This is a genomic window from Pseudomonas sp. FG35 (genome assembly GCF_057809295.1).
In genome coordinates this window covers 1-18781 of the sequence record NZ_JBMDJR010000017.1, presented here as the reverse complement: position 1 = coordinate 18781, position 18781 = coordinate 1, and the positions used below count along the sequence as shown (strand labels likewise).

Sequence of the window (18781 nt, the reverse complement as noted above, 5' to 3'; positions counted from 1 at the left end):
TTCCTTGTTCTGTAGGGGTGTTTTTTTACAAAGATGAGGCCATTTGCCAGCGACTATAGCGGGGCACGCATAGTCGTTTAAAGATTAAAAAGAACTTTGCTTATTCCATTTTTTTGAATAACGGATTGCCGCATCGCGAACAGAATGCGGCGCCGCTTTCATGGCTTTTTTTCTGACAAACCGGGCAGTCGTGTTGCAACTGTTCACCACGCATCGCATTGGCCAGTTCGGCGGTGAAGATTCCGGTGGGTACCGCGATGATCGAGTAACCAGTGATCATCACCAGCGACGAAATCACCTGGCCCAACGGAGTCTTCGGCACGATGTCGCCGAAGCCGACGGTGGTCAGGGTCACGATAGCCCAATAGATGCCCTTGGGAATGCTGGTGAAGCCGTGTTCCGGGCCTTCGATCACGTACATCAACGTGCCGAAGACCGTCACGAGTGTGCAGACGCTCACCAGAAACACCACGATCTTCTGCTTGCTGCCGCGCAGCGCCGACATCAGGTAGTTGGCTTGCTTGAGGTACGGACTGAGTTTGAGGACGCGGAAAATTCGCAGCATCCGAATGATCCGGATAATCAGCAAATACTGCGCATCGCTGTAGTACAGCGCGAGGATGCCCGGCACGATCGCCAGCAGATCCACCAATCCGTAAAAACTGAAGGCGTAGCGCAGCGGTTTGGGCGAGCAGTACAGGCGCAGGATGTACTCGCCGGCAAAGATGATGGTGAACCCCCACTCGATATACGCCAGCACATCGGCGTAATTGCGGTGAACGCTGTCGATGCTGTCGAGCATCACGATCACCAGGCTGGCGAGAATGATCAACAGCAGGATGCCGTCGAAACGTCGCCCGGCGGGGGTGTCGCTCTGGAAAATCATGACGTAAAGCTGTTCACGCCAGTGCTGGTTACTGTCCATGGATCACGCCTGAATCAAAGATCAGCGCAGCCTAGGTTGATTCTCCCCGCGAGCGCAAGGCGTGACATTGATCTCCGGTTGGCGCATCAGGCGAATGCCGGTGCGCAGCAGCCAGCAGGCGAGAATGAACGGTGCAGTGAGGGGCGCCAGACCCAGGGCGCTGAACAGCGGCGCCAACAGCAGCGCCAGGCCGATGCCGAACAGCGGCAGCCACGGTTGCTGGCGCTGGGTGCTGAAGGCGAGGGCGGCAAGTACCGCGTTGTAGCCACCCAGACCGAGCAACGCGACCTGACTGTCGTGGTGCAACAGGCTGGAACCCAGGCCAATCGCCGAAGCCAGCAGCGCCCAGGCAAAGGCCCGGCGATCGGCGATCAGCAAACCGGCAGCGATCAAACCACCGGCCAGCGGATGATCGAGGAACATCACCTGACCGAAACCTTTCAGGGCGGCACCGAGCAGGTTCACGGTGTTCAGTTCAAGCACCGGTGCGGCGGACAAAGGCTCGGCGAAACACAGGAACACCCAGCTCAGCAACACGAACGGCGCGGTGTAGGCGGGCAGGTATTCGGTGAGGCGTGCGCGTTTGAGCCATTGCTGCGTGATCATCGCGCTCAGGCCACCGGCCGCCAGAATCAGCGGCGGCAGCATCGGCGACCAAGGGAAATACAGGCTCAGCAACAGGCCGACCAGCACGCCGTTGTAGCTGAACAGTCCGGCCTGGCGATCCGCCTTGGCGTAGTTGCGCCGTTGCGCGGTGAGCAAACCGGCGACCGCACCGAGCAGCGCGCCGGCGAACAGCACCGGCGCGGTGAATAAAATGGCCAGAAGGCACAGCAGGCCACACAGCGGATGGCGCTGGAGGAAGATTTGACTGAAGCCGTTGAGCAAAGCCTCGGCCCAGTCAGGGCAGTGGGTGTTGAAATGATTGGCAGGCATGTCTGGAGAATCTGGGCAGTAGGAAAATCAAAGGGTCTTGCGTGAAACGGTGGCGAGGGAGCTCGTGCCCGGTGCATGCGGCGTCTCTTGTGGAAACCGTCATGCCGGGCGACGGGAGCACGCTCCCTCGCCACACAGGTGTTGCTTAAATCAATGTTTCGATCCGCAGCGAATTAGTCGACCCCGGCTGCCCGAACGGCACACCCGCGGTGATCAGCAACGTATCGCCACGCTCGGCCATTCCTTGCGCCTGCGCGATTTCCAGCGCGGTCGAGCACACCTCGTCGACCTGACGCAGGCGATCATTGACCACCGAATGAATGCCCCATGCCACGCTCAGGCGGCGGGCGGTCTGCAGGTTCGGCGTCAGGTTCAGGATCGGCGCTTTCGGCCGCTCCCGCGCCGCACGCAGACTCGATGCGCCGGACTCGCTGTAGTTGACCAGCACCGCCACCGGCAGCACGTTGCTGATCCGGCGGATTGCGCAGCTGATCGCATCGGACACGGTCGCTTCGGCTTTCGGGCGGCTGACGTCGAGTTGGGTCTGGTAGTCCGGACCGTTCTCCACCTGGCGGATGATCTTGCTCATCATCTGCACGGCTTCCAGCGGATACTCGCCGGACGCGGTTTCTGCCGACAGCATCACCGCATCGGCACCTTCGGCCACGGCGTTGGCGACGTCGGTGACTTCGGCGCGGGTCGGGGCCGGCGAGAAGCGCATCGACTCGAGCATCTGCGTCGCCACCACCACCGGTTTGCCGAGATGACGGCAGGTGGTGATGATGTTTTTCTGGATCTGCGGCACGCTCTCGGCGGGCACTTCCACGCCCAGGTCGCCACGAGCCACCATGATCGCGTCGCTCAGCTCGGCGATCTCGCGCAGCTGCTCGACGGCCGATGGCTTCTCGATTTTCGCCATCAGGAACGCCTTGTCGCCGATCAGTTCGCGGGCCTCGAGGATGTCTTGCGGACGCTGCACGAACGACAGCGCGACCCAGTCCACACCCAGCTCCAGACCGAAGCTCAGGTCACGACGATCCTTGGTGGTCAGCGGGCTCAGGTCGAGCACCGCTTGCGGCACGTTCACGCCTTTGCGGTCCGACAGTTCGCCGCCGTTGAGCACGGTGGTGTCGATCGCGTCGGAGTATTTGGTGACGACCCGCAGGCGCAGTTTGCCGTCATCCAGCAGCAGATCCATCCCGGCTTCCAGCGCCGCGATGATTTCCGGATGCGGCAGGTTTACCCGGCGTTCGTCGCCCGGTGTCGCATCCAGATCGAGGCGGAAGGCCTGACCACGATGCAACTGAACCTTGCCGTCCGCGAACTTGCCGACCCGCAGCTTCGGCCCTTGCAGGTCCATCAGGATCCCGAGCGGGTAGTTGAGCTGGCGCTCGACTTCGCGGATCCACTGATAGCGCTTGGCGTGGTCGGCGTGGTCGCCGTGGCTGAAGTTGAGGCGGAAGATATTGACCCCGGCCTCGACCAGCTCGCGGATGTCTTCGATGCCGTCGACGGCAGGCCCGAGGGTGGCGAGGATTTTGACCTTTTTATCAGGCGTCATGATTTAGAGCTCTCGAGGATCAGGATGGCGCGGAAGTCGTTGACGTTGGTGCGAGTCGGCTCGGTGACGATCAGCGCATCGAGCGCCGCGAAGTAGCCGTAGCCGTTGTTGTTATCCAGCTCGTCGCTGGCGCTCAGGCCCAGGGTGGCGGCGCGGGCGTAGCTGTCCGGGGTCATGATTGCGCCGGCGTTGTCTTCCGAGCCGTCGATGCCGTCGGTGTCACCGGCCAGCGCATAGACGCCGGGTTGGCCCTTGAGGCTGTCGGTGAGGCTGAGGAGGAATTCGGCGTTGCGTCCGCCACGGCCATTGCCGCGCACGGTCACCGTGGTTTCGCCACCGGAGAGAATCACGCACGGCGCCGCCAGCGGCTGACCGTGATGGATGATCTGGCGCGCGATGCCGGCGTGGACTTTCGCCACTTCGCGGGATTCGCCTTCCAGGTCGCCGAGGATCAGCGTGCTGAAACCGGCCTGACGGCATTTCACCGCCGCCGCATCCAGCGATTGCTGGGGGCGGGCGATCAACTGGAAGTGACTGCGGGCCAGGCTCGGATCACCGGGTTTGACGGTTTCCGATTCCGGGCTTTGCAGCCAGCTGCGCACGGAGGCCGGGATCTCGATGCCGTAGCGCTTGATGATCGCCAGCGCTTCGGCGCTGGTGCTCGGGTCGGCCACGGTCGGGCCGGAGGCGATGACCGTGGCAAGGTCGCCCGGCACATCGGAAATCGCATAGGTATAAACAGTCGCTGGCCAGCAGGCTTTGCCCAGACGTCCGCCCTTGATCGCCGAGAGGTGCTTGCGCACGCAGTTCATCTCGCCGATGGTTGCGCCGGATTTGAGCAGGGCTTTGTTGATCGATTGTTTGTCGGCCAGGGTGATGCCTTCGGCCGGCAGCGCCAGCAGGGCAGAGCCGCCGCCGGACAACAGGAAAATCACGCGGTCGTCTTCGGTCAGGTTGCTGACCAGTTCCAGCACGCGCTTGGCCACGGCCAGCCCGGCAGCGTCCGGCACCGGGTGCGCGGCTTCGACCACTTCGATTTTTTCGCACGGGGCGCCGTGACCGTAGCGGGTCACCACCAGGCCCGAGACTTCACCTTCCCAGCAGCGCTCGACCACTTGCGCCATGGCAGCGGCAGCCTTGCCGGCGCCGATGACGATCACGCGACCTGTGCGATCGGCCGGCAGATGAGCTTCGAGGACCTGGTTCGGATGGGCCGCGTCGATGGCTGTGGCAAACAGCTCGCGCAGCAGTTGTTGCGGATCGACCGACATGGCGGGCTCCCGGAATTCTTGTTATTGGGATAGAGCGACAGCGATGCAGCGACGCGATCCTTATGGGAGCTGGCTTGCCAGCGATTCAGGCGCTGCGGTCTTTCAGGCCGAGCGAGTCGATGCCATCGCGGGCAAGCCCGCTCCCACAGGGAGCGGGTCAGGGACGCAACTTACTTCTTGTCGCGAATCGAGAAGTTGGCCATGTGTTCCAGGCCCTTGATCAGCGCCGAGTGGTCCCAGTTGCTGCCACCGATGGCCGCGCAGGTGCTGAACACTTGCTGGGCGTTGGCGGTGTTCGGCAGGTTGATGTTCAGCTCCTTGGCGCCTTGCAGGGCCAGGTTCAGGTCCTTCTGGTGCAGGCTGATACGGAAGCCCGGATCGAAGGTGCCCTTGATCATGCGCTCGCCGTGCACTTCGAGGATCTTTGAGGAGGCGAAACCGCCCATCAATGCCTCACGCACCTTGGCTGGATCGGCACCGTTTTTCGAGGCGAACAGCAGGGCTTCGGCGACGGCCTGAATGTTCAGGGCAACGATGATCTGGTTCGCCACCTTGGCGGTCTGACCGTCGCCATTGCCACCGACCAGGGTGATGTTCTTGCCCATGGCCTGGAACAGCGGCAGTGCGCGTTCGAAGGCATCGGCGTCGCCACCGACCATGATGCTCAGGGTCGCGGCCTTGGCGCCGACTTCACCGCCGGACACCGGGGCGTCGAGGTATTGCGCGCCTTTCTCGTTGATCTTCGCGGCGAAAGCCTTGGTGGCGGTCGGCGAGATCGAGCTCATGTCGATCACCACCTTGCCTTTGCCGATGCCGGCCGCGACGCCGTCGGCGCGGAACAGCACGTCTTCGACCTGCGGGGTATCCGGCACCATGACGATGATGAATTCAGCTTCCTGAGCCACTTCGCGCGGGTTGGCCAGAGCGACGGCGCCAGCGGCGACCAGGTCGGCAGGGGCAGCATCGTGGTGCGCCGACAGGAACAGGCTGTGACCGGCTTTCTGCAGGTTCGCCGCCATTGGGTGGCCCATGATGCCGGTGCCGATAAATCCGATTTTAGCCATGAGAAATTCCTCTTGTTTTTGTCTTGCTCAAGCAAATAGGGGTCAGATCGCGTTGTGGGTCTTCAGCCAGCCGAGGCCCGCTTCAGTGGTGGTCAGCGGTTTGTACTCGCAGCCGACCCAGCCCTGATAACCGATGCGATCGAGGTGTTCGAACAGGAAGCGGTAGTTGATTTCGCCAGTGCCCGGCTCGTTGCGGCCCGGGTTGTCGGCCAGCTGCACATGGTTGATCTCGGCCAGGTGCGATTGCAGGGTGCGGGCCAGATCGCCTTCCATGATTTGCATGTGATAGATGTCGTATTGCAGGAACAGATTGGCGCTGCCGACTTGCTCGCGAATCGACAGGGCCTGTGCCGTGTTGTTCAGGTAGAAGCCCGGGATGTCGCGTGTGTTGATCGCTTCCATCACCAGTTTGATGCCGACGGCTTGCAGCTTGTCGGCGGCGTACTTGAGGTTGGCGACGAAGGTCTTTTCAACGGTGGCATCGTCCACGCCCTGCGGACGGATACCGGCCAGGCAGTTGACCTGGGTGTTGCCCAGCACCTGTGCGTAAGCGATGGCCAGATCGACCCCGGCGCGGAACTCTTCGACCCGGTCCGGCAGGCACGCGATACCGCGCTCGCCCTTGGCCCAGTCGCCGGCCGGCAGGTTGAACAGCACTTGGGTCAGATCGTTGGCGTCGAGTCTGGCCTTGATTTCGGCGGAGCTGAAATCGTACGGGAACAGGTACTCGACACCGCTGAAGCCAGCCTTGGCGGCGGCGTCGAAACGGGCAAGGAAATCCTGTTCGGTGAACAGCATGGACAGGTTGGCTGCGAAACGCGGCATGGTGGTCTCCTAAAACAGTTTTGACACGGTTGGTCAGACTGAACGCGATCAAGTCCCCTCTCCCGGAGGGAGAGGGAGCCGGTTACGTTCAGTCGAGCAACGAAATCGCGGTAGGCGCATCGTTGCCGACCAGCGCCAGGTCTTCGAATTCGTTGACGGCGTTGATCTCGGTCCCCATGGAGATGTTGGTCACACGCTCCAGAATGATCTCGACGATCACCGGCACCTTGAACTCTTCGATCAGCTCTTCGGCCTTGCGCAGGGCAGGAGCGATGTCAGCCGGTTCGAACACACGCAGTGCCTTGCAGCCAAGGCCTTCGGCGACTGCCACGTGGTCGACACCATAACCGTTGAGTTCCGGCGCGTTCAGGTTATCGAAGGACAGCTGCACGCAGTAGTCCATATCGAACCCGCGCTGGGCCTGACGGATCAGCCCCAGGTACGAGTTGTTCACCACGACGTGGATGTACGGCAGTTTGAACTGAGCGCCGACCGCCAGTTCTTCGATCATGAACTGGAAGTCATAGTCCCCCGACAGGGCCACGACTTTACGGTTCGGATCGGCCTTCACCACGCCCAGCGCTGCCGGAATGGTCCAGCCCAACGGGCCGGCCTGGCCACAGTTGATCCAGTGACGCGGCTTGTAGACGTGCAGGAACTGCGCGCCGGCAATCTGCGACAGACCGATGGTGCTGACGTAGCAAGTGTCCTTGCCGAACACCTGGTTCATTTCTTCGTAAACGCGCTGCGGCTTGACCGGCACATTGTCGAAGTGGGTCTTGCGTTGCAGGCTGGCTTTGCGCTGCTGGCAATCCTGCAGCCAGGCACTGCGGTTTTTCAGTTTGCCGGCGGCTTGCCATTCACGGGCGACTTCGATGAACACGGTCAGCGCGGCAGCGGCGTCGGAAACGATGCCCAGGTCCGGGGTGAACACGCGGCCGATCTGGGTCGGTTCGATGTCGACGTGAATGAACTTGCGGCCTTCGGTGTAAACGTCGACCGAGCCGGTGTGACGGTTTGCCCAGCGGTTGCCGACGCCCAGTACCACGTCGGATTTCAGCATCGTGGCGTTGCCGTAGCGGTGCGAAGTCTGCAGACCGACCATGCCGACCATCAGCGGGTGATCGTCCGGGATGGTGCCCCAGCCCATCAGGGTCGGTATTACTGGAATGCCGGTCAGCTCGGCGAACTCGACCAGCAGCTCGCTGGCGTCGGCGTTGATGATGCCGCCGCCGGCCACCAGCAATGGACGCTCGGCCTGGTCCAGCATCGCCAGGGCTTTTTCGACTTGCACGCGGGTCGCGCTCGGCTTGGCCAGCGGCAGTGGCTGGTAAGCGTCAATGTCGAATTCGATTTCAGCCATCTGCACGTCGAACGGCAGGTCGATCAGCACCGGGCCTGGACGGCCGGAGCGCATTTCGTAGAAGGCTTTCTGGAAGGCGTAAGGCACCTGGCCCGGCTCCAGAACGGTGGTCGCCCACTTGGTCACCGGCTTGACGATGCTGGTGATGTCGACGGCCTGGAAGTCTTCCTTGTGCATACGGGCGCGGGGGGCTTGCCCGGTGATGCAGAGGATCGGGATCGAGTCCGCGGAGGCGCTGTACAGACCGGTGACCATGTCGGTACCGGCCGGGCCGGAAGTACCGATGCACACGCCGATGTTGCCGGCCTTGGTGCGGGTGTAGCCCTCGGCCATGTGCGAGGCGCCTTCAACGTGGCGAGCGAGGACGTGATCGATGCCACCGACTTTCTGCAGGGCGGAGTACAGCGGGTTGATTGCAGCGCCTGGAATGCCAAAAGCGGTATCAACCCCTTCACGGCGCATCACCAGAACGGCGGCTTCGATTGCTCTCATTTTGCTCATGGTTTTGTGCCTCTTTACGTTTTGTAATTGTATACAAGTGGCTTTGCGCAGAGTGTATTCACGGCGGACGGCGCAGGTCAATCCATTTTCTCAAGCGCCTGTTTCATTCGTCGGAAGCCTGTTCTGCTGTGGCTTTTCGTCGCATGAGGCGCTTTTCGAGAATTATTGTATACAAAAAAATAATTCATTGTGTTCTATTTGTTGCATCTGGCTGCGGCAGAAAAGCGCAGCCCAACGACTTTCCCAATAACAAAATGAGGACGGCACCATGAGCGCTTTAACCTTGAAAGTCGCAGTCAAGCTGGTCAACGAAGCCATCAATGCAGGGCGGGCCATCTCCGCCGCGCCGCTGACCATCGCGGTACTGGATACCGGCGGCCATCTGGTCACCTTGCAACGCGAAGACGGCGCCAGCCTGCTGCGCCCGAACATCGCCATCGGCAAAGCCTGGGGCGCCATCGCCCTGGGCAAGGGCTCACGCCTGCTGGCGCTGGACGCGCAACAACGCCCGGCGTTCATCGCCGCGCTCAACAGCATGGGGCAGGGCAGCGTCGTGCCGGCACCGGGTGGTGTGCTGATTCGGGATCAGGCGGGGAACGTGCTGGGTGCGATCGGCATCAGCGGCGATCTGTCGGACATCGATGAGCAGGTGGCAATCAAGGCCGTGGAGGCTCTGGACCTGCGGGCGGATGCGGGGGTGGCGGCCTGAGTGGCTAAAACCGGATAGTCGCTGAAACGCACAAGCCCGCCCTCACAGGATGATGTGAGGGCGGGCTTGTTTGTGTCTGGAGGGCGGTCTTCAGTCCGGCTCGCAGCCCTTGAGCACCAACCGGATGATGGTTTGTGCTGCCGCTTCATAGTCGGCTTCGTCGAGCTTGTCCTTGCCGGTGACGGCGGAGATCTGCCAGTCGAAGTCGGCGTAGGTCTGGGTTGCGGCCCAGATGCTGAACATCAGGTGGTTGGGGTCGATCGGGGCGATCTGGCCGCGGTCGATCCAGGTCTGGATGCAGTCGATGTTGTGCTTGGCCTGGCCGTTGAGCTGCTCGACCAGGTCGGCGCTCAGGTGCGGGGCGCCGTGCATGATTTCGCTGGCGAACACCTTGGAGGCGAAGGGCAGGTCGCGAGAGATGCGGATCTTCGAGCGGATGTAACCGCTCAGCACTTCGCTCGGTACGCCGTCCGGGTTGAACGGGGTCGAGGCCTGCAGGATCGGCACGATGATACTTTCCAGCACCTCGCGGTAGAGGTTTTCCTTGGACTTGAAGTAGTAATAGACGTTGGGCTTGGGCAGTCCTGCCTTGGCGGCGATGTCGCTGGTTTTGGTCGCAGCGAAGCCCTTGTCGGCAAACTCTTCACTGGCTGCACGCAGGATCAGTTCTTTGTTGCGCTCGCGGATTGTGCTCATAAACCCGGTGGTTCCTTGCCTGTTCTGGCGGTTGCGCATGGTAGCACCGGCCTCGCGCGGCGCTCAACAATGCCCCGTGTGGCCTGCAGTCGCGGTATGCTGCGCGGCATTATTCACATAAGGAAACAAGATTCATGGCAGGAAGCAGTTTGCTGGTGCTGATCGACGACATCGCCACCGTTCTGGACGACGTTGCGTTGATGACCAAAATGGCTGCCAAGAAGACCGCCGGCGTGCTCGGCGACGACTTGGCGCTCAATGCCCAGCAGGTCTCGGGCGTACGCGCGGAGCGGGAAATCCCCGTCGTTTGGGCGGTGGCCAAGGGCTCGTTCGTCAACAAACTGATTCTGGTGCCGTCGGCGCTGGCGATCAGTGCGTTCGTGCCGTGGCTGGTGACGCCACTGTTGATGGTCGGTGGCGCCTACCTGTGTTTCGAAGGTTTCGAAAAACTCGCGCACAAATTCCTGCACAGCAAGGCTGAAGACGAGGCCGAGCATGCGCAGTTGGTTGAAGCCGTGGCTGATCCGGCAACCGATCTGGTGGCGTACGAGAAGGACAAGATCAAGGGCGCGATCCGCACCGACTTTATCCTCTCGGCGGAAATTATCGCCATCACCCTCGGCACCGTGGCCGATGCTTCGCTGACCCAGCAAGTGATCGTGATGTCGGGCATCGCCATCGTCATGACCGTAGGCGTTTACGGTCTGGTGGCCGGCATCGTCAAACTCGATGACCTCGGTCTGTGGCTGACCCAGAAGCCCGGGCAGATGGCCAAAAGCATCGGCAACAGCATTCTGCGTGCGGCGCCGTACATGATGAAAAGCCTGTCGGTAATCGGCACTGCTGCGATGTTCCTGGTCGGTGGCGGCATCCTGACCCACGGCGTGCCGGTGGTGCATCACTGGATCGAAAGCGTCGGCGCAGCGGCCGGTGGCGCCGGGTTTGTGGTGCCGATGCTGTTGAACGGCGTGGCGGGGATCATCGCGGGTGCGGTGGTGCTGGCGGGCGTGTCCGTGATCGGCAAAGTCTGGAAAGCCCTGAAAGGCTAAATCCTGAAGCAAACAAAAAGGCCATTCGATTCGCATCGAATGGCCTTTTTTGTGGCTGGCATTTTTACTCGGCGATCTGCAACTTGCGCGACTCGGTGTAGACGTAGCGCACCTTCTCGTACTCGAACGGTGAGTTCAGCTGGCCGTAGCGGAAGCTGGTCTGGTAACGCTTGTCGACGCCGCGCAGTACCCAGACTTCCGGATGGTTGGAGCTGACTTCCGAGACGTTGAGGAAGTTGATCGCGGACTCGGCGGTGTAGTCCACGGCCAGACCTGCGGTATCGCGCAGGTTCGACGGGCCGAGGATTGGCAGCACGAAGTAAGCACCGCCCGGCACGCCATAGAAGCCCAGGGTCTGGCCGAAGTCTTCGTTCTGGCGCGGCAGGCCCATGGCGGTGGCCGGGTCCCAGAGCCCGGCGATGCCGATGGTGGTGTTGAGCAGCAGGCGCGCGGTGGTTTCCATCGAGCGCTTGCCCTTGAACTGCAACAGGCTGTTGACCAGGTTCGGCACGTCGCCAATGTTGTTGAAGAAGTTGCTCACGCCGGTGCGCACGAAGCTCGGGGTGATGTAGCGATAGCCATCGACCACCGGCAGGAACACCCATTGGTCGAAGCGGTAGTTGAAGTGGTAGACGCGGCGGTTCCACTCTTCCAGCGGGTCGTAGACGTTCAGCGCGCTGAGGGTCGAGCGCTCGAACTCGCGCTGATCCAGCCCCGGGTTGAATTTGAGTTTGGACAGCGGCTCCTTGAAGCCGTCGCTGTCGATGACCACCGGTGCATTGGCTTTGCTGTTGTCGGCCTGGGCCATACCTGCACTGAGGAGCGCTGCAATCAGCAGGAGATATTTAGCCACGGAAGAACTCCAGCATGGCGTCGCTGTTGACGCGGTAGTTAAGGTTGCCGCAATGGCCGCCCAGCGGGTAAACGGTCAGGCGATCGCCGAAGGTCCGGCGCAGGAAACCGAGGTCGCCCGGGCCGAGGATCACGTCATCGGCGTTGTGCATGACGGCGATTTTCGGGCTGTCGTGCAGGTAATCCTTCAAGGCGTACAGGCTCACCTGATCGATCAGTTGCAGCAGGCTGCCGCCGTCTGTGCGGGCGCGCCACATCGGGATCACCTGTTCGGTGAGGTAGCAGTCGAAGTCGCACTGCAGCGCACGCTTTAGGAACGGCGTGAGGCTAGTGCCTTCGGTGATCGGGAATTTCGGCGGAGTGATCAGGCCGCGACGGTTGATCAGGTCGGAAGTGAACGCGATATCCGCCGCCGAGAAACGGAACGAGGTGCCGATCAGCATCGCCATCTGTTCGTTGCTCAGGTGCTGCTTGGACTGCTGGAAGTCGTAGAGCAGTGCATCGTTGAGGTCGATGTAGCCTTTTTGCTGGAAGTAGCGGGTCAGTTTGCTCAGCACCAGTTCATAGAAGGTGGTGCTGTTGTTGATGCCCTTGACCTCGGTCTGCACCAGCTTGTCGAGGTTGGTGATAGAGGTGTAGAGGTTGACCGGCGGATTCAGCAGCAGGACTTTCTTGAAGTTGAAGCTGCGCCGGGTTTCATCCAGATGGGCGACGAACGCCGCGTCCAGCGCGCCGAGGCTGTAGCCGCTGAGGTAATAGTCGGTGACCGGCAGTTTCGGGTTCTGCGCCCGCACGGCCTGCATCACCCGGTACATGTCTTCGGCGTCTTCCTTGGTCACGCCGGGAGTGGCGAAACGCGAGGCGGCGCTCATGAAGTCGAAGCTGGTCGGCGATGACAACTGCACCACGTGGTAACCGGCCTTGTAATAAAGCTTCTTCAGGTATTCGTTGAGCGTGCTGTCGTAGCGCGCGCCGGTGCCGGCGATCAGAAAGATCAGCGGTGCGGCCTTGTCCTGGGTGGCGATGCGGTAGGTCAGTTTTTTCACCGGCCAGAAATTGTCCGGCAGGATGAATTCGCGCTCGGGGCGCAGGGTGACGCTGCGATCAGTCTGATCGATGTCGTCGTCCAGTGGCAGATCAGGGCGCAAGTCCGGCGGCGTGGTGGCGATGGTCGCCTCGAACGGGTTGGTCAGGGGATAGCCATAGCTGGCGGCGTCGATATCCACCGCCAGCGCGGACGCACTCAGAATAAGGCCGCCAAACAGGGCGGCGAAGCGCAAGGAACGGAGCATGACTAGATCCCTTAGAGGAAGGTGCCGAATGAGGTTCGCAGGCTATGACCACCGGGTTTGCGCCAAAGTGCCATGCCACGGCACCAAACTGACGGAATTCGGAGTAATAGTAGCCGGACGATACACTTTGCAAGGAAGGAATGACCAGTTAAGAGTTGTTAGTCCTTGCGTATGCGCGGCGGCAGATTAAGCTGGCCGCCGATTTCATCGATTGGAGTGTTCCATGTCCCGCCGCTTGCCCGTGATTCTGCTGCTCGTTCTGTTGCCGCTGTGGCTGGCTGCCAGTTATGGCGCGCGTTATGGCTTCATGGAGGACGCGCAGTGGGTGGGCATCTGCGTGGATGAGGCGAGCCGCTGGGAATGCTCGGTGCGCTCGAACCTGGGCCTGATGATTCATTTCCAGATGCTGGGCTGGGCGGCGGTCGCGGCTGCGGTGATCGGTTTTGTCGTGCCGGGATGGGCAGGGTGGTGGCTGGCGGTGCTGGCGCTGGTGTTCGGGTTGCCGGCGCTGGCGCTGTACAACACGACGCTGGCGGTGTTTGCGGTGGTGATTGCCGGGTTGCGACTGGTCCGGGAATCCCGCGACGCCTGATCGTCAGTCATCGCGGGTAATCTCTATGAGTCAACCCTCGCGAACCCGCAGGCAGCGCCAAAGTGCAGCCACCATCAACACGCTGACCAGCGCCCAACCCCACGCCTGCTGATTCTGCAATCCTTCACGGAACAGCTGCGGCGCAATGCCTGCGCCGATGATGAAGGTCAGCAGGGCAATCTCTCGACGGGCCACTCGCACTGGACGGCACAGGTAAACCAGCGCCGGCAGGATGAACGCCACGCTCGGGAAGCTGCGATAGCGCGGATCGAACACCAACTCCAGCATCATCACCGCAGCGGCAAAACCGGCTGCCGCCACCAGCCAGCCGGCCCGTCGCTCGAAAGCGTTGAACGCCCGTTCACGCCAGCCATTACGGGCGCTCAAGGTCAGCGCGGCATGGGCCAGCACCAACAGATTCAAAGCCGTCAGCAACCCGACCCACAACCATTCGCTGGCAAACCGCGTGGTGACACGGGCCAGATCACTCCAGGCACCGATCGAACAGGCGGCGAGGGCGCCGAGCAGCGGCAGGATCAGTGCCGAACGCGTCGTACTAACCCGACCGCCCAGCAGCAATGTTCCGAGGAAAATCAGCCCGCCGACCGCCAGCCACTGCGACCAGTACGGCACGTTCGACACCGGGCCGGCCAGCACGCCCTTGTCTTGGCGATCAGCATCGAACAGCCCCCAGTAACCGCCGACCGCGCCTTCGCTGCCGCGCTTCCATGGCTGGTCGAACGCTTCGATCAGGTTGTAACGCCAGCCCTCCTTTTCGGCGAGGGTGACAAAACCACGAATGAACTTGGCCTCGTTGACCCGGCTCGGCAGGGCGGTCTCGCGCTGGCGACCTTCGCTCGGCCAGCCGGTTTCGCCAATCATCACGTCCTTGGGGGCGAACTTGTTGCCGAACACCTGGCGCACTTCCGCTACATGATGCAGCGCGGCGTCGATGTTCGACGGATCGTCTTCCCAGTACGGCAGCAAATGAATGGTCAGGAAATCAACCGCCGGCGCGACTTCCGGGTGCTTGAGCCAGAACTCCCAGACATCGGCATAGGTCACCGGCTGCTTGATGTGGCTCTTGACCTTGTTGATCAGCTTCACCAGCTGGGTCGCGGTAACCTCTTTGCGCAGCAAGGCTTCGTTGCCGACGATCACGGCGCTGACCACATCCGGGTTGGCGTTGGCCGAGGCGATCAGCAAGTCGACTTCCTTCTCGGTGTCCACCGGATTGCTGTTGACCCACGCACCGATCATCAACTTCAAACCATGTTTGCGCGCCAGATCCGGCAGCGCTTCGAGGCCGCTCATTGAGTAGGTGCGGATGCATTCAAAGCGGGTGGCGAGCAGGGCGAGGTCGGCGTCCATGCGCTCCGGGCGCAGTTTGAACGGCACGTCGAACGGCGACTGGTCTTTGTCGAACGGGGTATAGGAGGCGCATTGCAGCTTGTGGGTAGGGGTGGCGACGTCCGGCAGGATCACCGGTTTACCGAGGCCGTACCAGAAACCGCACAGGGCAAACAGCCCGAGCAGGCAGGCGAACAGATAGGGAAGAAAGGGGAAACGGGAAGTCGCGGACATGGTCAGGCCGAGTGGCTGCAAAGCGACGCATGTTACCTGCATTTATAAGCAGGTTGGTGGCCCGCACGATTTTGACATGCAAAGTTCGGGCGGATTGTCTGGCGCCAAATATCCGGACGCAGTTAATGGCTTTCTGATGTCGTTTCTCATTGCTTCGAGGTCGCTGGCAGAGCAGGTCTTATCGGGCGTCAGGTTGATGATCAAAAGCGTCAGTACTCCGCTGATGTTCTAACGAGTTTGCGGTCAGGCGTGATGGGGGCGCTGTGCACCATAACAATACGTTGACGATGCCCGGCATCCGCCGGGCGCAGCATTTCGGGGAAGTAACGATGAAGATGCGACGACTTTTAGGCGCAGGTGCCGCTCTGGTACTTGCGATGAGCTCCACTTTCGCCAGCGCTGAAAAACAGACCCTGAACATCGGTTACGTTGACGGCTGGTCCGACAGCGTCGCGACCACTCACGTGGCAGCCGAAGTGATCAAGCAGAAACTCGGCTACGACGTGAAACTGCAGGCCGTCGCCACCGGCATCATGTGGCAGGGCGTTGCCACCGGCAAACTCGACGCCATGCTCTCGGCCTGGCTGCCAGTGACCCACGGCGAATACTGGACCAAGAACAAGGATCAGGTCGTCGATTACGGCCCGAACTTCAAGGACGCGAAAATCGGTCTGATCGTGCCGGAGTACGTCAAGGCCAAGTCGATCGAGGACCTGAAAACCGACGACTCCTTCAAGAATCGCATCGTCGGCATCGATGCCGGTTCAGGCGTGATGCTCAAGACCGATCAGGCGATCAAGGATTACGGCCTCGACAAATACACCCTCAAGGCCAGTTCCGGCGCCGGCATGATTGCCGAGCTGACTCGCGCCGAGAAGAAAAACGAATCCATCGCCGTCACCGGCTGGGTGCCGCACTGGATGTTCGCCAAGTGGAAACTGCGCTTCCTCGACGACCCGAAAGGCGTGTATGGCGCGGCTGAAACCGTGAACAGCATCGGCAGCAAGGAACTGGCGACCAAGGCGCCGGAAGTGGCCAAGTTCCTGAAGAACTTCCAGTGGGCTTCGAAAGACGAAATCGGCGAAGTCATGCTGGCAATTCAGGACGGTGCAAAACCTGACGCAGCGGCCAAGGATTGGGTTGCCAAGCACCCTGAGCGTGTTGCCGACTGGACCAAGTGATTTAAGCCGAAGCGTCTAATCTGCGCTTCCCAGGGCCGCCCGACATGACCGTCGGGCGACCTTTTTTGTTTGCCCACTATTAATAAGCAGGTATGGGCGTTTTCGGCTTGTCTGGAAATTGGCAAAAACGTCATGGCGTTCTACTACTAAGGTCGTCTGGAACCCGGCTCGCAGCCGCATACAGTGGATATGTTCCAAAAATAAAAATCTGTGCTGCGAGGATAAAAACAATGAACGACAGCATTTACCTCTCGATTCAGAACAGCCCGCGATTCAAGGAGCTGGTCAAGAAAAGAGAAAGGTTCGCCTGGATACTCTCGGCGATCATGCTCGGGCTCTACTCCGGCTTCATCCTTCTGATCGCGTACGGGCCGCAAGTGCTCGGGACGAAAATCAGCCCCGAATCATCCATCACCTGGGGCATCCCGATCGGTGTCGGACTGATTGTCTCGGCCTTCATCCTGACCGGCATTTACGTGCGCCGCGCCAATGGCGAGTTCGACGACCTGAACAACGCGATTCTCAAGGAGGCTCAGCAATGATCCGGCGTCTACTGGCTCTTTTGAGCATCGCAGCGTTCGCTCCGGCCGTCTGGGCCGCTGACGCCCTGACCGGCGAAGTCCACAAACAACCACTCAACGTTTCCGCGATCGTCATGTTCGTGGTGTTCGTTGGCGCGACCCTGTGCATCACCTACTGGGCGTCCAAGCGCAACAAGTCGGCGGCCGACTACTATGCGGCGGGCGGCAAGATCACCGGTTTCCAGAACGGTCTGGCAATTGCCGGTGACTACATGTCGGCGGCGTCCTTCCTGGGTATTTCCGCGCTGGTGTTCACCTCCGGCTACGACGGCCTGATCTACTCGATCGGCTTCCTGGTGGGCTGGCCGATCATTCTGTTCCTGATCGCCGAGCGTCTGCGTAACCTGGGTAAATACACCTTTGCCGACGTGGCGTCCTACCGCCTCGGGCAAACCCAGATCCGCACCCTGTCGGCCTGCGGTTCGCTGGTGGTGGTAGCGTTCTACCTGATCGCGCAAATGGTCGGTGCCGGCAAGCTGATCCAGCTGCTGTTCGGTCTCGACTACCACGTCGCGGTGATTCTGGTCGGTATCCTGATGTGCCTGTACGTGCTGTTCGGCGGCATGCTGGCGACTACCTGGGTGCAGATCATCAAGGCGGTGCTGTTGCTGTCCGGTGCCTCGTTCATGGCGCTGATGGTGATGAAGCACGTCAACTTCGACTTCAACACCCTTTTCTCCGAAGCCATCAAGGTTCACGCCAAGGGTGAAGCGATCATGAGCCCGGGCGGTCTGGTCAAAGACCCGATCTCGGCGTTCTCCCTGGGTCTGGCGCTGATGTTCGGTACCGCCGGCCTGCCGCACATCCTGATGCGCTTCTTCACCGTTAGCGACGCGAAAGAAGCCCGTAAGAGCGTGCTGTACGCGACCGGTTTCATTGGCTACTTCTACATCCTGACCTTCATCATCGGCTTCGGCGCGATCCTGCTGGTCAGCACCAACCCGGCCTTCAAAGATGCGGCGGGCGCTCTACTCGGCGGCAACAACATGGCGGCGGTGCACCTGGCCAATGCCGTGGGCGGCAGCGTGTTCCTCGGCTTCATCTCGGCGGTAGCGTTCGCGACCATTCTGGCGGTCGTGGCCGGTCTGACCCTGGCCGGGGCTTCGGCGGTGTCTCACGACCTGTACGCCAGCGTGATCAAGAAGGGCAAGGCCAACGAGAAGGATGAGATCCGCGTTTCGAAGATCACCACCATCGCGCTGGGCGTTCTGGCCATTGGCCTGGGCATCCTGTTCGAAAGCCAGAACATTGCGTTCATGGTTGGCCTGGCGTTCTCCATCGCGGCAAGCTGCAACTTCCCGGTGCTGCTGCTTTCGATGTACTGGAAGAAGCTGACCACCCGTGGCGCCATGATTGGCGGCTGGCTGGGCCTGGTGAGTGCGGTGGGTCTGATGATTCTTGGCCCGACCATCTGGGTGCAGATTCTGCATCATGAGAAGGCGATCTTCCCTTACGAGTATCCGGCGTTGTTCTCGATGATCATTGCGTTCATCGGGATCTGGTTCTTCTCGGTCACCGATAAGTCGGCCGAAGCCGAGAATGAGCGTGCGCTGTTCTTCCCGCAGTTTGTGCGTTCGCAGACTGGGTTGGGGGCTAGTGGGGCGGTTTCGCACTGAGGCTTTTTGTGTAGGTTGAGTTGAATGAAAATGCCCTGGTCGAGAGATTGGGGCATTTTTTTGTGGGCGGTTATCGGATGTTCTTGGGGGGTGGGTGTATATCCGTTGCTGCGGTAACGGCTTCTTAGGGTTTCGCCCTTACGGCGAGTCACCTTTTCCAAACGCCGAAAAGGTAACCCAAAA

17 protein-coding genes are annotated in these 18781 nt (G+C 61.0%); 6 read left to right on the top strand and 11 right to left on the bottom strand.

The features are described from left to right. Positions 1-100: 100 nt before the first annotated feature. From ACODTD_RS25200 to gcl, 7 genes are all read right to left on the bottom strand, one after another. Positions 101-925, bottom strand: a complete 825-nt coding sequence (locus tag ACODTD_RS25200) for an ion transporter (RefSeq protein ID WP_039769763.1) — start codon at positions 923-925, stop codon at positions 101-103. Between the two features lie 21 nt (positions 926-946). Next, on the bottom strand, positions 947-1861 hold the full coding sequence (locus tag ACODTD_RS25195; protein ID WP_221615231.1) for an urea transporter: 915 nt from the start codon (positions 1859-1861) through the stop codon (positions 947-949). 145 nt (positions 1862-2006) lie between these two features. Continuing rightward, on the bottom strand, positions 2007-3422 hold the full coding sequence (gene pyk / locus ACODTD_RS25190) for a pyruvate kinase (protein WP_011333099.1): 1416 nt from the start codon (positions 3420-3422) through the stop codon (positions 2007-2009). After that, positions 3419-4693: a glycerate kinase type-2 family protein gene (locus ACODTD_RS25185; RefSeq protein ID WP_221615232.1), complete on the bottom strand. Its 1275-nt coding sequence runs from the start codon at positions 4691-4693 to the stop codon at positions 3419-3421. The genes pyk and ACODTD_RS25185 overlap by 4 nt, the downstream gene beginning before the upstream one ends. A gap of 170 nt (positions 4694-4863) precedes the next feature. After that, positions 4864-5757 carry a 2-hydroxy-3-oxopropionate reductase gene (locus tag ACODTD_RS25180; protein WP_085605836.1) on the bottom strand — a complete coding sequence of 298 codons (894 nt, stop codon included), beginning with the start codon at positions 5755-5757 and terminating at the stop codon, positions 4864-4866. A 42-nt stretch (positions 5758-5799) separates the two neighbouring features. Next, positions 5800-6582 carry a hydroxypyruvate isomerase gene (hyi, locus tag ACODTD_RS25175; protein ID WP_489105335.1) on the bottom strand — a complete coding sequence of 261 codons (783 nt, stop codon included), beginning with the start codon at positions 6580-6582 and terminating at the stop codon, positions 5800-5802. Between the two features lie 88 nt (positions 6583-6670). Beyond that, positions 6671-8446 carry a glyoxylate carboligase gene (gcl, locus tag ACODTD_RS25170; RefSeq protein ID WP_064378647.1) on the bottom strand — a complete coding sequence of 592 codons (1776 nt, stop codon included), beginning with the start codon at positions 8444-8446 and terminating at the stop codon, positions 6671-6673. Positions 8447-8714: 268 nt separating this feature from the next. Between gcl and ACODTD_RS25165 the strand changes: the two genes are divergently transcribed. Further along, entirely contained in the window at positions 8715-9155 is a 441-nt protein-coding gene (locus ACODTD_RS25165) for a GlcG/HbpS family heme-binding protein (protein WP_011333104.1), read from the top strand. Positions 9156-9245: 90 nt separating this feature from the next. Here ACODTD_RS25165 and ACODTD_RS25160 read toward each other — a convergent pair whose 3' ends face one another. Beyond that, complete coding sequence (locus tag ACODTD_RS25160; protein WP_007959290.1) at positions 9246-9851, bottom strand: TetR/AcrR family transcriptional regulator; 606 nt, start codon at positions 9849-9851, stop codon at positions 9246-9248. A 134-nt stretch (positions 9852-9985) separates the two neighbouring features. Between ACODTD_RS25160 and ACODTD_RS25155 the strand changes: the two genes are divergently transcribed. Then, positions 9986-10900 (top strand): DUF808 domain-containing protein, encoded by a 915-nt coding sequence (locus ACODTD_RS25155; protein ID WP_011333105.1) that lies wholly within the window; start codon positions 9986-9988, stop codon positions 10898-10900. A 64-nt stretch (positions 10901-10964) separates the two neighbouring features. Here ACODTD_RS25155 and ACODTD_RS25150 read toward each other — a convergent pair whose 3' ends face one another. After that, complete coding sequence (locus ACODTD_RS25150) at positions 10965-11753, bottom strand: MlaA family lipoprotein (protein ID WP_011333106.1); 789 nt, start codon at positions 11751-11753, stop codon at positions 10965-10967. Continuing rightward, complete coding sequence (locus ACODTD_RS25145) at positions 11746-13044, bottom strand: serine/threonine protein kinase (RefSeq protein ID WP_201819337.1); 1299 nt, start codon at positions 13042-13044, stop codon at positions 11746-11748. The genes ACODTD_RS25150 and ACODTD_RS25145 overlap by 8 nt, the downstream gene beginning before the upstream one ends. Positions 13045-13267: 223 nt before the next feature. Here ACODTD_RS25145 and ACODTD_RS25140 point away from each other — a divergent pair, with 223 nt between their 5' ends. Then, the gene (locus tag ACODTD_RS25140) at positions 13268-13636 is read left to right on the top strand and encodes a hypothetical protein (RefSeq protein ID WP_201819334.1); all 369 of its coding nucleotides are present in this window, start codon (positions 13268-13270) and stop codon (positions 13634-13636) included. Between the two features lie 30 nt (positions 13637-13666). Here the strand turns inward: ACODTD_RS25140 and ACODTD_RS25135 are convergent, their stop codons facing one another. Further along, positions 13667-15262: a glycoside hydrolase family 17 protein gene (locus ACODTD_RS25135; RefSeq protein ID WP_011333109.1), complete on the bottom strand. Its 1596-nt coding sequence runs from the start codon at positions 15260-15262 to the stop codon at positions 13667-13669. Between the two features lie 287 nt (positions 15263-15549). Here ACODTD_RS25135 and ACODTD_RS25130 point away from each other — a divergent pair, with 287 nt between their 5' ends. The 3 genes from ACODTD_RS25130 to ACODTD_RS25120 all read left to right on the top strand — a co-directional run bounded on the left by ACODTD_RS25130 (position 15550) and on the right by ACODTD_RS25120 (position 18598). Beyond that, on the top strand, positions 15550-16401 hold the full coding sequence (locus tag ACODTD_RS25130; protein WP_064378654.1) for a glycine betaine ABC transporter substrate-binding protein: 852 nt from the start codon (positions 15550-15552) through the stop codon (positions 16399-16401). Positions 16402-16631: 230 nt separating this feature from the next. Further along, positions 16632-16943, top strand: a complete 312-nt coding sequence (locus ACODTD_RS25125) for a DUF485 domain-containing protein (protein WP_011333111.1) — start codon at positions 16632-16634, stop codon at positions 16941-16943. Further along, entirely contained in the window at positions 16940-18598 is a 1659-nt protein-coding gene (locus ACODTD_RS25120) for a cation acetate symporter (protein WP_011333112.1), read from the top strand. Before ACODTD_RS25125 ends, ACODTD_RS25120 begins: the two co-directional genes overlap by 4 nt. The last annotated feature ends 183 nt before the right edge of the window (positions 18599-18781 follow it).